Origin of the sequence: Alteromonas oceanisediminis (assembly GCF_018474025.1) — a bacterium.
Taxonomy (GTDB): Bacteria; Pseudomonadota; Gammaproteobacteria; order Enterobacterales; family Alteromonadaceae; genus Alteromonas_E; species Alteromonas_E oceanisediminis.
This window is the reverse complement of record NZ_JAHCTA010000004.1, coordinates 167,788-182,399: the sequence shown is the minus strand read 5'-3', so window position 1 is coordinate 182,399 and position 14,612 is coordinate 167,788. Positions and strand designations below refer to the sequence as shown.

Sequence of the window (14,612 nt, the reverse complement as noted above, 5' to 3'; positions counted from 1 at the left end):
GTTGAATAGTAATTTGACGCTGCGGCGTTTAGACTGCGTTGTTAACGTATTGTTAAACCAATTATCACGGGATACGCAGTGAAAATATTGCCATTTTGTTTTTTCGCCACAGCGACGTTAATGTTGCTCAACGCGACTATGGCGCCGGTTCACGCAGGCGATAATAAAAATGTAGGCACTGCATCTGTTCAGGTTTCCCCACCACATTGGTGGGCAGGGATGAAGTCACAACAACTGCAGTTAATGCTGCATGGCGACAATATTGCACAATACACACCCAGCTTAACGTCTGCTCAGGTTCACATAGAAAACGTCTCGCGCACGGATAACCCCAATTATTTGTTTATCCACTTACGCCTACCCGAGCGAGCCGAGCCGGAAGCGTTCGAGATAATATTGAATGGCGAAGACGATAAAAAGACCGTGCACTACAATCTGGCGCAGCGTCGTCAGAACTCTGCCATGAGGGAAGGTTTCTCAGCTAAAGACGCTATCTATCTCATAACGCCGGATCGCTTTGCCAATGGTGACATACAAAACGATACCGTAGAAGGTTACGCCGACCCAGTCGATCGGAATAACAAAGGGGGACGCCATGGTGGTGATATTCAAGGCATTATTAATCACTTAGATTATTTGCATGACATGGGGTTTACGCAAATCTGGACTATGCCTTTGCTGGAAAATGCCATGGACGCCTATTCCTATCACGGATATTCAACCACTGATTACTTCCAGATTGACCCACGTTTTGGCACCAATGCGTTGTATCAGCAACTGAGCCATCAGGCGCGTGAACGCGGAATTGGCGTCATCAAAGATGTGGTACTGAATCATATCGGTTCGGAGCATGTCTGGATGGACGATATGCCCAGCGCAGATTGGATTAATCACGGTAGAAAATTCGTTCCCACCTCACACCGTCGTGAGGCCTTACATGACCCTCACGCGGTTGAGGCTGACATCGAAGGCTTTGCGAGTGGCTGGTTTGTGCCGACCATGCCTGATTTGAATCAGCGCAATCCATTGCTGGCAACTTACCTGATTCAGTACGCGATATGGTGGATTGAGTTTGCGGATTTGTCCGGCTTGCGGGTGGATACCTATTCCTATTCAGACAAAGAGTTTCTGTCTGAGTGGACATCGAGGATAATGGCGGAATACCCGAATCTGAATATCGTCGGTGAGGAATGGACCACAAATCCGGCGATAACAGCTTACTGGCAGCGTGGTTCAATGCGTCATGATGATTACTCCAGTGAGCTTCCCAGTGTGATGGATTTTCCGTTGCAAGTCGCTCTTTACGAGGCGTTGACTGAGGAAGAAACATGGGCAACGGGTTTGCGAAAACTGTATGAAACCTTTGCCTCTGATTTTCTGTACGGCGACCCTTACAATCTGGTGGTGTTTGCAGATAATCATGATATGAGCCGTGTCATGACCCAATTCGATGATGATCAGGCGCTGATGAAAATGGCGATGTCGGTGATCCTCACAACGCGAGGCATTCCTCAGGTGTTTTACGGCACCGAAATTGGAATGAGTCATCCCGGTACAGATGATCACGGGTTACTCCGTGCCGATTTTCCCGGCGGTTGGCCAGGTGACGCTGTTAATGCTTTCACACAACAGGGACTCAGTCCGCAGCAGCGTCAATTGCAGGCTTACTTCAAAGCCTTACTGAATTTCCGGCGCTCAAGCCCTGCGATTACGCATGGCGAGATGACGCATTATGCGCCAAATGACGGCGTATACGTGTATTTCAGGCATGAAGGTGACGATATCGTTATGGTCGCATTGAATAAAAACGCGCAAGAGGTGGCACTTCCCACTGCGCGATTCGAACAGTTTCTGAGTCAAAAATCGATATTAAACAACGTGTTGAAAAACGAGCAGCAACCGATAGGCGATCATGTTTTACTCGACGCAAAGTCTACACAGATATTCACACTCCAATAAAATAGATAAAAACAACAATTAGGGACACGCATTACCTATGAAACAACAACCGCAATTAAGCTTCTGGCAAGTTTGGAATGTCAGCTTTGGCTTCCTTGGCGTGCAATTTGGCTTTGCACTGCAAAACGCTAACGTAAGTCGAATTTTGTCTGACTTAGGGGCCGATCTGCATCAGTTAAGCCTCTTTTGGCTTGTCGCGCCAATCATGGGGCTTTTGGTTCAACCCATCGTTGGGGCGGCCTCGGATAGAACATGGAACCGCCTTGGACGGCGCAGGCCTTTCATTCTTGCAGGGGCCATAGCTGCTGCAATGGGCATGTTTTTAATGCCAAATGCTCCGCTGTTTGTTGCATTTATGGCACCCATGCTATTTGGGGCATTGATGCTAGCGATTATGGATGCTTCGTTTAACGTGTGCTTTCAACCGTTTCGCGCACTGGTTTCAGACATGGTACCAGCAAAACAGCGCAACATTGGCTATTCAGTGCAGTCATTACTGATCAATATTGGCGCAGTCGTCGGTTCGATTTTACCGTTTGCTTTAACCAACGTCATTGGTTTAGAAAATACGGCGCAAGCGGGCGAAGTTGCACCTTCAGTGATCTGGGCGTTTTACATCGGCGCAACGGTATTGTTAGGAACGGTAATTTGGACAGTGATCCGTACTAAAGAATATGCGCCTAAAGAGTACTATGCGTATAAGGGTATGGATGCGGACGCAGTGGCGCGTGAAAATGCCGAACAGAAAACACTGGGACAACGTCTGGCCGGATTTTGGCAACTGATGAAAACAATGCCAACGACGATGAAGCAACTGGCGGTTGTGCAGTTCTTTTCGTGGTTTGCGTTATTCATCATGTGGGTTTACACCATGCCAGCCATTACTCAACATATTTGGGGGCTGGAAACAAAATGGTTTGATCCCGGTTATCTCAGTACCGTGGCGATTATTCCTGAATATGTCATCAATGCGAAAGGTGCAGCAGGTGATTGGGTAGGGATCATGTTTGCTGCCTATTCACTGTTTGCCGCAGTATTTTCAGTCTTTTTAGCGAAATTGGCTGATAAAATCGGACGTAAATGGGTTTATGCAGGATCATTAGCGCTTGGCGGATTAAGCTATATCAGCTTCGTCTTCTTTCAAGATCTGACGCCCGTGACGGTTAACCTGTTGATTACTCAGGTTGAAGTGCCGGTCGGCGCCGTTAACCTATTACTGCCCATGATTGGCGTCGGTATCGCCTGGGCTGCTATTTTAGCCATGCCCTACGCAATACTTGCGGGCTCTTTACCGGCGAACAAAACTGGCGTGTATATGGGTATCTTTAACTTTACCATTGCCGCGCCGCAAATTGTGTCAGGCTTATTGTCAGGCTGGATACTCAGCAGTGTATTTGCCAATGAAGCAAAGTACATCATCATCGTTGCCGGTGTTTCGATGGTGCTTGGCGCGATTTCAGTTTTCTGGGTGCAAGAAGGGCAAGAAGCGCAAGCAGCAACGACCACGCCCTAGTGAACACGCGATAACAGTTAGTCCGCTCGTTGAGTGGACTCTCTGATCACCAATTCGGCTGGCATCAGATAGTCGGCTACGGACTCTCCTTTAATCAACTTTAGTAAATTACTGACTAACAACTCACCGGCTTTTTTCGTATTTTGCTGCACCGTTGAGAGGGTAGGCGTAGTAAACCCTGAAATCGGGATATTGTCGTAGCCCGATACCAACATATCTCGAGGCACACCGATACCGTGGGTTTTCAAACATTTAATCGCACCCACGGCAATCAAGTCGCTTGCACACACAAGCGCATTAGGGCGAGCACCACTGGCAAGCAGTTTTTGTGTTGCGTCAAAGCCAGCTTCTTCAGTTGAGACCGCGTTGTACTGAATGGCTTCCTGCGGCAGAAGGTTGTGGGTGGCTAGCATGTCGATGTGGCCTTGGAAACGCGCCATAAATTCGGGGGCGCGTTGTCCTGCGGTACCGATAAACGCAAACGATTTAGCACCTTGCTGGATAAGGTGTTCGGTAATTATTTGACCGCCTTGGTAGTTATCGCAACCAATTGAAATACCCGGATATTCTGTGTCATGCGCACCCCAGCGAACAAAGTGTGTACCCTGATCCTGTAACTGCGTTAACTTATCGCGGTAGTCAAGATAGTCGCCATAGCCAAGCAGAATAAGGCCATCAGACTTATGTGAGTCTTCATATTCTGCGTGCCAATCGCCGTTCATGTTCTGAAACGACACCAACAGGTCGTAGTTGAAGGTTGCACATGCGCGAGTAATACTGCCAAGCATCGACATGAAAAAAGGGTTTATCAAGGAGTCGTCGGGAGACGGATCTTCAAACAATAACAGCGCAATCGTAGAACTGCGCTGTTTGCGCAAATTACTCGCGTTCTTATCCACTTTGTAATTCATTTCGCGCGCTATTCGCTGCACGCGCTCACGCGTCTCTTTATTAACAAGAGGACTGTTACTTAAAGCCCGCGATACCGTCGACTGAGAAACCCCAGCCATGTGTGCGATATCAAACGAAGTCGCTTTGTCCTTCATTGTGGTTGGTTTGTCCCGTAATAACCATCTTAGTGTTATACCTTAGCACATTTCTGTGGCGCAATGAGTTTCATAGAAATGTTATAAATCGCTATCGTAATCAAAGTGCGATGGTATACTTTGCGCCAGTCAGTAATCGATCCGGTACTATTACCAACGCGAGTAATACACCGACAACCAGAGGAAAGCCTGAATGGCCGAGACAGAACACCGTCCGACCAACTTTGTCCGTCAAATTATTGAAAAAGACTTGCAAAACGGCGTGCATCAAACAATTACTACGCGTTTCCCTCCTGAACCGAATGGGTATTTGCACATTGGTCACGCTAAATCGATTTGCTTAAATTTTGGGCTCGCGAGTGACTATCAAGGTCAGTGTAATTTGCGCTTTGATGACACCAACCCTGAGAAAGAAAATATCGATTTTGTTAACGCGATAAAGAATGACGTGCAGTGGTTAGGCTTTCAGTGGAGCGGCGATGTTCATTACTCGTCCGATTACTTTGAGAAGCTTTATGACTATGCCATGGAGCTGGTTGAGAAAGGCTTGGCGTATGTCGATTTTTCGGGGCAGGACGCGGTGCGGGAGATGCGTGGAACATTAACGCAACCCGGCACAAACAGCCCGTATCGTGATACCTCGGTTGAAGAAAATCGCGAGCACTTCATCGCGATGCGTGAAGGGAAGTATCAGGAAGGCGAATGTAGTTTACGTGCCAAAATTGACATGGCTTCGCCGTTTATGTGTATGCGCGATCCGGTACTTTATCGCATCAAGTTCGCCCATCACCATCAAACTGCGGATAAGTGGTGCATCTACCCGATGTATGACTTTACACACTGCATATCGGATGCGTTGGAAAATATCACACACAGTTTGTGTACGTTAGAGTTTCAGGATAATCGCCGCTTGTATGACTGGGTGATCGAAAACATCAGTGCACCCGCAACGCCGCGCCAATATGAATTTTCTCGTTTGAACCTTGAATATACCGTTTTGAGTAAACGTAAATTGATTCAATTGGTTGATGAAAACTTTGTATCAGGCTGGGATGACCCACGTATGCCCACCATCGCAGGGTTGAAGCGCCGAGGCTATACGCCTGCGTCGATCCGTGAATTTTGTCTGCGTATCGGTGTCACAAAAATGGATAATCTGGTCGAAATGGGCATGCTCGAAGCCTGTATTCGTGACGATCTTAATGCCAATGCGCCGCGTGCGATGGCTGTATTGGATCCCGTCAAAATCGTGATAGAGAATTATCCGCAAGAACAGACTGAAACGTTGAAGGCGCCGAATCATCCGAACGATGAAAGCATGGGGTATCGCGAACTTCCATTTGGTCGTGAAGTCTGGATTGAAGCTGACGATTTTCGCGAAGAAGCCAATAAGAAATTCAAACGTTTAGTGTTGGGTAAAGAAGTGCGCCTTCGTAATGCGTACGTTATCAAAGCTGAACGTGTTGAAAAGGATGATGCCGGAAATATCACGTGCATATTCTGCACCTATGATGCAAATACGCTTGGCAAAGACCCAGAAGATGGGCGTAAAGTGAAAGGCGTAATCCATTGGGTTGATTGCAGTCATGGCATAAAAGCTGATATTAATCTATACGACAGGTTGTTCAGCGTGCCTAATCCTGCAAGTGCCGAAAATTTCGTTGACACGATCAATCCTGATTCATTGATCACGGTAACAGGAGTGGTTGAGCCGTCGCTAACCAACGCCTCTGTAGGTGACGCTTTTCAATTCGAACGCACAGGCTACTTTTGCCTCGATGCCAACTCTACACCAGAACGCTTGGTGTTTAACCGCACGGTAGAGCTGCGAGATACTTGGAAAGATCGTTGACGCGTGTCAGTCATTTGTGGGTGCTTGTGTATTCCCCCTATTTCGGCTGGCAGTCAAACACACTTCCTGTGACTGATTGGCTTTCTGAACACATCAAATACAGGTAGGTGGGCATGATCTCCTCGGGTGTTTTTAGCTGACTTTTATCCTCGGCTGGGTAAGCTTTGGCGCGCATGTCAGTGCGCGTGGCGCCCGGGTTGATGCAATTGAAGCGGATTGCTTCCGCTTGAAATTCATCGGCCAGCACTTCCATCATGCCCTCTGTGGCAAATTTGGAAACACTGTATGCACCCCAAAACTTGCGTCCTTGGCGCCCTACAGACGATGTCGTGAAAATAACCGATGCTGATGGCGATTTCTTCAGTGCTGGAAGTAACCCCTGAATCAGGTAAGCGTTAGCGTTCACATTGACCTGCATGGCCTCTTGCCATTCGTTAGGTTTAATCTCTGCAAAAGGGCATAGCATACCTAACACACTGGCGTTGAGCACGAGACCATCGAGTTGCTTGAATTGATCGATGATCGTGCTACCCATATCACTATAATTTTGTGGCGTTGCGCCATTGAGATCCAGAGGAACAATAGCCGGCTCCTGTCCACCTGACTCAATAATTTCATCATAAACGGCTTCCAGTTTACTGACCGTTCGGCCCAGCAAAATACAAATTGCGCCATGTTTGGCATAGCTCAGCGCTATTTCTTTACCTATACCATCACCGGCGCCGGTGATCAGTATGACTTTGTCGCGCAAAGCATGGAGTGGGGCGGTAAATGAATTCGCAACCGATATTGAACGAGAGAATGAAAAAGTTGAAGGCATAGTTATCACTACTTAGCAGCACGTTGAACCGCAATCCGAAGCATACTGTTGCGGCGGTAAACAAAGAACCAATGATAAACTAAAATAACCCTGTACCGACAACTCTTTTGGTCAACACGCTCTAAAGCAAATGATTTGATATTGAAGATACTTTGCGGAAGTGGTGAATATTTAAGCGGGTCAGATCTCTTCAAAAGTCGTGGATGATAAATGCACTTACAAAGTATTAACAAACCTTTGCATTGTTGCTGCAAAGCCCATAATATTAGGCAAACTTAACTGGTCTTACTTGTTTAAATATTGTTCATTTGTGTGAACGGCAGGTTTCTCAAGTACGCACAGACTAATCGTCGAACAAGAATAACAATAGAATTGTAGGGAGTAGAAATGAGAAAACTATTTATCAGCACCAGTGTCGCTATGGCATTGGGTTTGGTGGGTTGCGGTGGTGGTGAGAAAATCGCTTACATCGAAGCAGAAATACCGGTTGAAACGCCGTTTTCGCGCATTGTTTTTGATCCGGCAAACGGTGATTTGAATATCCCTAATGATTTACTGATGCTGCCGGGTGACGATGGATTCTTTGATTACACTCTCAACATCCCGGTTGCTGACCCGACTGATTTTGGCGATCCTCAAAACGCACTAAACGTTTTAGATGGCTGGTCGACGAGCCACCCGTTTGTGATTGAGGTGAACACTGTCGCTGGCGTTGCGTTGGATGAAAACACTTTGAGTGCGGGCGTGCGCTTGTTCGAAGCGACTTTGGGCCTTGATCAAAGTGACCCTGATTGTGCTGCTATTCAAGTGCCCAGTGCAGGCTGTAAAGTCGGTGACGAATTAGTATTTGGTCAAGATTTTGTGCTGTCGCTAAGTGGTGATAGCACGATAAACGTTGTCTTTCTGAAACCGTTGAAGCCGGCACAAGGTCACGTGCTAGTCATGACAGACGCTTTGAAGGATACTTCTGGTAAGTCTGTTCAAGGGTCTACCACATGGGATCTGGTAAAGCAGGATATTGATGAATTCCCATTAGCGACTGAATCACAATTAAGTTTGCAAGGCTTGGTAAATTCGCATATCGACGCACTCTCAACAGTAGGTTTCAATCGTGAAGAGCTTACGTATGTATCAGCTTTCACAACACAATCTACTATCTCCACGCTAGAAACGCTTAAGCAAGTGATGATCGCAGAGTTTGCTGCCCGCGCGGGCGCTGGCGATCCAAATGCGGGTCAATCATTGCCAGCGATAGTCGTTGAAGATGCATCAGGGCCACAGAACGTGATGGAAACACTGGGCCTTGTGAATGCACAGACGGTAGCCGGTGCAGTTCAATTGGGTATTTCCCAACTGCCGCCGGAAGCGGCACCTTTAGTGCCGTTGATCGAATCGACTGATTTCTCTGCGCTTCAAACCTGTAACGGTCTGTTTGGTACGGTGACGGGGCAATTACAGCCCGTATGGGGCCAGGTGAATGACTTTGCAGTTGGCGTTGCGACCGGCATTTTGGGCCAAGCAGGGCCTTTCTGTGCGGCAAACCGTTTAGAAGCGAGTATCTCGCTGCCGTATTACTTGGGCATCCCGTCGGCTGAAAATCCGCTTGCTCCGGTGAATCAGTTCTGGGAAGCCGCATGTGATTCGGGCATCGTACTCGCTGGTGCATCACCAGAGGTGCTTGCCACGGCAACGCCGGGTCCAAATGACGGCTTGTGTAGCGCGATTGGATTACGCGATTTACGTGTTAATGGGCAAAAGCTTGATCGTGACCGCAATATCACTAAATTCAACCCAGTTCCTCAACCGCGCGGCGGCAATAATGGTAATGAAACGCTAGACGTGCAAGTTACCATGCCAAATGCTCAGATCGCGGCTGGTCTTGGTTTTCCGATTGAGAAACCTGAAGCGGGATGGCCAGTGGTTATCTTGGCGCACGGTATTACCTCTAAAAAAGAAGATATGCTCGCGATAACAGGGGCATTATCGTTGGCTGGTTTTGCGACGGTGGCTATTGATCAACCTATCCACGGTTCTCGTGGCTTTGACCTGAACGGTGACGGTGTTGATGATCTCAATGCAACCACGGTGTCAGCTACCCACTATATGAATTTAGGTAGCTTACCGACCGCGCGTGACAACTTGCGTCAGTCAGTGTCTGATCTATTGGGCGTACGTTTGGGACTAAACGCCTTTGTCGATACAACTACAACGCAGATGGCTGATATCGACGCATCGAGAGTATCGGTGATGGGCGTTTCGCTTGGCGCCATTACTGGCGGAAACTTCGCTGCAGTTGCGAACAGTTCGCTGGGTAACCCGCTGATTGACGGGTTGTTCGGTGTCACAGCAGCATCACTGGAGTCTCCAGGCGGCGGTACCGCGCAGTTCTTAATCGAAAGCCCTGCATTTGGTGGCTTGATCAAGGGCTTGTTGTTAAGTGAATCATCTGAAGATTTCAACGCCTTATTGGTGCAATTGTATGGCTCTACTGACGTAACCGAAGCTCAACTGGTCGCGGCGGTAAATACATTTTTGGATAATTTAACGCCTGCGCAACTTGCACAAGTGAACGGCGTGTTCAATCAGTTTGCTTTTGCAGCGCAAACGTCGCTGGATTCTGCTGATCCGATTAACTTCGGTCAGCGTCTCGGTAGCAACACGCCTGTGCACATGATGACGGTAGTTGGTAACGGTGCAGACAAACCGTCTGATCAGGTTATCCCTATCACTACTGCGTTGCCGTTATCCGGTCAGTTGCCATTGGCTGGTGTCATTGGCCTTGAGCAGGTGGTCAGCACGGTGCAGAGCACTGAACCAGTCAGTGGAATTGTTCAGTTCAATTCTGGTGCTCACGCCAGCAGCTTGAATCCAGCATCCGACCCGGCTGTTACGGCTGAAATGCAACGTCAGGTTGCAGGTTATGTACAGTCATCAGGTCGCGCGATTGTTATCACTAATACTGACGTAATCGCGAACTAATCACTGTTTTGTGATTCAAAAAGCCAGTGCTTTTGCACTGGCTTTTTTGTTCTCACCTCCGCAAGACGAGCGAATTCATCGTCGCAAATATATAAGACTATCGATGTAAATAATTTGTAAATTATTAGGCCTTTTGATATACCCGTTATGATCTTACTTACAGGATGGAGAGATTCATGATTTGGCAATTCAAGCCACTTTTTAAACGCACTGCACTGGCGCTAAGTGTGATTGGTTTAACCGCTTGTGGCGGCAATGACAACGATTTTGCTGATGTTCCCCAACAGCCTACGCCACCCCCTCCCGTTTCACCCCCAACGCCGGCTCCAGCGGTTCCAAACTTTGATAGTGATGGTGTACTTGAGGCGAATATTCGCTGGACGACCTATGGTGTGCCGCACGTGACAGCGGACAACCTTGAAAGTATGTCGTATGGCGTAGGGTACGCGTTTGCTAAAGACAACATTTGTGTGCTTGCCGACCAAATCATCCGGTACAATTCCCAACGTGCTAAATTTTATGGTCCTGACATGAATCCGGGCAGTGGTGACTCTGCTCATTTGATCAACGATTTCGGCTTCCTAACGCTAGGTATTCGCGACATTGCAGAGGAGAATTTCGCGTCACTTTCGGCAAATACTCGGGCCATGCTGTCAGGCTACACTCAGGGCTATAACCGCTATCTAAGTGAGACAGGCTCGGCCAATATCGACGGTCGTTGTGCAGGACAACCCTGGGTTCAGCCTATCGATAGCGTTGATTTATTAACGTATTCACTAGGCGTTGCCTTACTGCCGGGTGCGGCGAATTTTCTCAGTGCGATGTTTGTAGCCGCACCGCCAGGTGAAAGTTTTCTACCAACGCCGGTTAATAGCCCTGAAGAAATGATGCCCCGCATGAGTCCTACCGTCGAACTGCCTGAAATGAATCCGTTGGATCTTGGTTCAAATGGTTGGGGCTTAGGCAGTGATAAGACGGAAAATGGGCAAGGGATTCTATTGGCGAATCCGCACTTCCCCCACACCGGAGCATTGCGATTCTGGCAGTTTCACACAACAATCCCAGGCCATCTGGATGTAACAGGCGGCTCGCTGATGGGGCTGCCGGGTGCAGTTAACATCGGTTTCAATGAAAATGTTGCATGGACTCATACGTTTTCTACGGCAGAGCATTTTGTGATGTATCAATTGTCATTAGAGGATGATTCAAACCTATCACATACGGTGGATGGAAGTCCTCGTACGATATTTTCCCAAACCCATGAGATTGACGTTGCGGTCGGACCCGGGCAAACCATTAAGCTGGCTAAAACCAGTTATTCCACAAATTATGGCCCTATGGTCGTTGTACCGGGAAATTTTGAGTGGGGGCCGGGTGGCAATGCGTTTGCGATAAAGGATGCAAACTTACCTAATTTTGATGTCATTGATCACTGGTTAGCCATGAACCTTGCCAACGATATGGATGAGTTCAAGCAGGCTTTCAAAGACTATGATGGCGTTATTTTTAATAACACCATGGCAACATCCAAAGATGGTCAGGTGTTTTACATTGACGACTCGACTGTACCGCGCCTTACTGCAACGGCGATCAATGAATTAACCACGAATCCACTGTTAGTTCAGACTCGTGCTGCGGCAGGGTTTACGGTGCTGCCTGGCTTTTTGTCGGCATTTGATTTTGACCGACCAGTACCCTATGAAGAGGCACCAAAATATGAGGGGTCGGATTATGTCCAGAATTCGAATGACAGCTTCTGGCTGACGAATTTAGAGAATCCGATCACGGGCGTGTCACCATTGTATGGCCAAGTCGATAATCAGCAGTCACTACGTTCAAGAATGGCTCACCGCCTGCTCGCAGATAGTTCTGGCAGTGACAATCTCTTTTCACCGGCTGAAGTTGAGGAAGCGTTGCTCAACAATCGCAATTATTTAGGCGAATCGGTGGCAACGCAACTGCTGAGCCAGTGTGAGGCGCGCGGCGATGATCCGGTCATGGTGGATGGTAATGCCGTTAACCTCAGTGAAGGCTGTACAGCGCTGGCCGGGTGGGACGGTAGAATGAACCTGATGAGTTCAGGTGCACCACTGTTCAGAGAATTTGCATTTCAATTTAATCGTGCACCACAGTGGGTTGTGCCGTTTGATGCAGCCGATCCGGTGAATACACCGCGTGAATTGGCCGCGACAGACACTACACTAGAACATTTTGCACGTGCGATTGTGAACATGCAGACTGCGGGTATCGCACTTGATGCAACCATGGGCGAGGTTCAATTTGTGGAACGTAGCACCGTTGCCGGTCAACCGTCGGGTAATAAATTGCCCTGGGGTGGTGCGCACAACATTGAAGGCGGATTTAATGTGTTTGACACACGCAGCAATGATCCAACGCTACTTCCACGCCACAGCTATGCACCCATTAATAGCAGCACGCGTTTAAGCGCAGAAGGCGAGGGTTACCACATCAATTACGGAAGCAGCTGGATGATAGTGATGAACTTTACAGAGGACGGTCCACAAGCTAATGGTATCTTAACGTATTCGCAATCATCGAATCGCGACAGCGACCATTTTCTGGATCAGACACTATTGTATTCCAGTCAACCGCAGTTACGCCCCATGTTGTTCACAGAGGCTGAGATTGAAGCAAATAAAATCATGGAGTTAAACCTTTCTTCACAGTAAAATTGCGGTAATTATCAGGTGAAAAAGGACCTTCGGGTCCTTTTTTATTGTTCACACACTGAGTAGAGGTTAATTTGGAGTTCTTATACGAGTACGGCGTATTTCTCGCAAAAGCTATTACTATCGTTGTCGCGATTGCGGTTGTTGTCGCGGTCATCGCGGGGCAAGCGATGCGTCAAAAGCCGTCCAATGGTCAACTTGAGATCACATCGATTTCAGAAAAATTAGATGGCATTGTAGATTACGCAAAAGGCGTTTTGCTATCCAAGGATGAACTGAAAGCGCTGGACAAAGCGGATAAAGCCAAAGCGAAAGCCGATAAAAAACAGGCAAAAAAATCATCGAAAGATAGTGAAAAAAACGCATCACGCCTGTTTGTCATCGACTTTGATGGCTCAATGGATGCGCACGAGGTTGATCAACTGCGCGAAGAGGTCACAGCCGTATTAAGCATCGCGTCTGAGCAGGACGAAGTGCTAGTGAATGTTGAAAGTGGCGGGGGCGTCGTGCACGGTTACGGTCTTGCTGCATCACAATTACAGCGTATCAAAGATGCTAAGTTACCCCTAACCATTGCCGTTGATAAAGTGGCCGCAAGTGGTGGCTACATGATGGCCTGTGTTGCCGATAAAATAATAGCGTCGCCTTTTGCCATTATCGGCTCAATTGGCGTTATTGCGCAATTACCCAACTTCAACAAAGTGTTGAAGAAACATGACGTAGAATTTGAACAGCACACCGCGGGAGCGTTTAAACGTACTTTGACGATGTTCGGCGAGAATAACGAAGCGGGTAGAGAGAAGTTTCGAGAAGAGCTTGAAGATGTACACGGCATGTTTAAACGCTTTGTGTCTGATCATCGTCCTGATCTTGACATCGATAAAGTGGCCACCGGTGAGTATTGGTATGGTAACAAAGCGCTGGATCTGGGGTTGATTGACTCGATTCAGACGTCTGATGATTTCATTATGGCGAAAAACAAGCAGAAAAAGGTTTACGCGATTAAATACGCAGCGAAAAAGAGCATGGCTGAAAAACTCGGATTGGGGTTTGCGTCGGCCACTGAGCGCGGGTTAATGCGTGTATGGGAACGGTCACAGTCGCTTTTTAGATGAACTTGACTACGAAGCAGCGGATCATCATCGCCGCAGAGTCGTTGTTTGCTAACCACGGGTTTGAAAACACATCTCTGCGCATGATCACGCAGCAGGCTGGCGTTAACTTAGCGTCGGTAAACTACCATTTTGGTAGTAAGAAAAACCTTATTCAAGCTGTGCTTGCGCGTTATTTTGACGTTGCCATCCCGCATGTTGACCATTCGTTGGAGGCGTTGGACGCTGCGACAACGGTAACCGTTAATAGTTTGGTGGAGTCAATCGCCAATGCACTGCTTGAAATTGAAAAACAACATCCAAACGGGATGGCTATTTTTGTTCAACTGTTAGGCCGAGGGTACAGTGAGACACAAGGGCACTTAAGAACCTTTATCCTGACTCACTATGGCAATACCATTCATACGCTACGCAGTCGCTTTCAATCCGTATTACCTCACGTCGAAACCAGTGACTTATTTTGGCGTCTGCATTTTGCCTTGGGTAGCTTTGTGTTTTCGATGTCATCACATAAAGCGCTGTGTGATATCGCGCAATCAGACTTCGATACGAAGGAAACAGTCAGTAGCATAGTGCATCGCTTAGTGTCTTTCGTGTCGATGGGCATTGAGGCAGGTAGAAGCCGTTAACCGAGATTGATG

9 protein-coding genes are annotated in these 14,612 nt (G+C 47.8%); 7 read left to right on the top strand and 2 right to left on the bottom strand.

The window, feature by feature from the left end; all coding sequences use genetic code 11:
• Positions 1–78 precede the first annotated feature (78 nt).
• Positions 79–1,959 (top strand): glycoside hydrolase family 13 protein, encoded by a 1,881-nt coding sequence (locus tag KIU71_RS08525; protein WP_315853270.1) that lies wholly within the window; start codon positions 79–81, stop codon positions 1,957–1,959.
• 37 nt (positions 1,960–1,996) lie between these two features.
• The gene (locus KIU71_RS08520; RefSeq protein ID WP_214130816.1) at positions 1,997–3,472 is read left to right on the top strand and encodes an MFS transporter; all 1,476 of its coding nucleotides are present in this window, start codon (positions 1,997–1,999) and stop codon (positions 3,470–3,472) included.
• 17 nt (positions 3,473–3,489) lie between these two features.
• Here the strand turns inward: KIU71_RS08520 and KIU71_RS08515 are convergent, their stop codons facing one another.
• A complete protein-coding gene (locus tag KIU71_RS08515) occupies positions 3,490–4,518 on the bottom strand; it encodes a LacI family DNA-binding transcriptional regulator (RefSeq protein WP_214130815.1) in 1,029 nt (342 codons plus the stop codon).
• 193 nt (positions 4,519–4,711) lie between these two features.
• On the opposite strand from KIU71_RS08515, the gene glnS reads away from it, so the two are divergent.
• Entirely contained in the window at positions 4,712–6,370 is a 1,659-nt protein-coding gene (gene glnS / locus KIU71_RS08510; RefSeq protein WP_214130814.1) for a glutamine--tRNA ligase, read from the top strand.
• A gap of 37 nt (positions 6,371–6,407) precedes the next feature.
• Here the strand turns inward: glnS and KIU71_RS08505 are convergent, their stop codons facing one another.
• Complete coding sequence (locus KIU71_RS08505; RefSeq protein WP_214130813.1) at positions 6,408–7,190, bottom strand: YciK family oxidoreductase; 783 nt, start codon at positions 7,188–7,190, stop codon at positions 6,408–6,410.
• A 387-nt stretch (positions 7,191–7,577) separates the two neighbouring features.
• On the opposite strand from KIU71_RS08505, the gene KIU71_RS08500 reads away from it, so the two are divergent.
• The 4 genes from KIU71_RS08500 to KIU71_RS08485 all read left to right on the top strand — a co-directional run bounded on the left by KIU71_RS08500 (position 7,578) and on the right by KIU71_RS08485 (position 14,600).
• The gene (locus tag KIU71_RS08500; RefSeq protein WP_214130812.1) at positions 7,578–10,169 is read left to right on the top strand and encodes a VolA/Pla-1 family phospholipase; all 2,592 of its coding nucleotides are present in this window, start codon (positions 7,578–7,580) and stop codon (positions 10,167–10,169) included.
• Positions 10,170–10,345: 176 nt separating this feature from the next.
• Positions 10,346–12,859, top strand: a complete 2,514-nt coding sequence (locus tag KIU71_RS08495) for an acylase (protein WP_214130811.1) — start codon at positions 10,346–10,348, stop codon at positions 12,857–12,859.
• A gap of 74 nt (positions 12,860–12,933) precedes the next feature.
• Complete coding sequence (gene sohB / locus KIU71_RS08490; protein ID WP_214130810.1) at positions 12,934–13,974, top strand: protease SohB; 1,041 nt, start codon at positions 12,934–12,936, stop codon at positions 13,972–13,974.
• Positions 13,971–14,600, top strand: a complete 630-nt coding sequence (locus KIU71_RS08485) for a TetR/AcrR family transcriptional regulator (RefSeq protein WP_214130809.1) — start codon at positions 13,971–13,973, stop codon at positions 14,598–14,600. Before sohB ends, KIU71_RS08485 begins: the two co-directional genes overlap by 4 nt.
• The last annotated feature ends 12 nt before the right edge of the window (positions 14,601–14,612 follow it).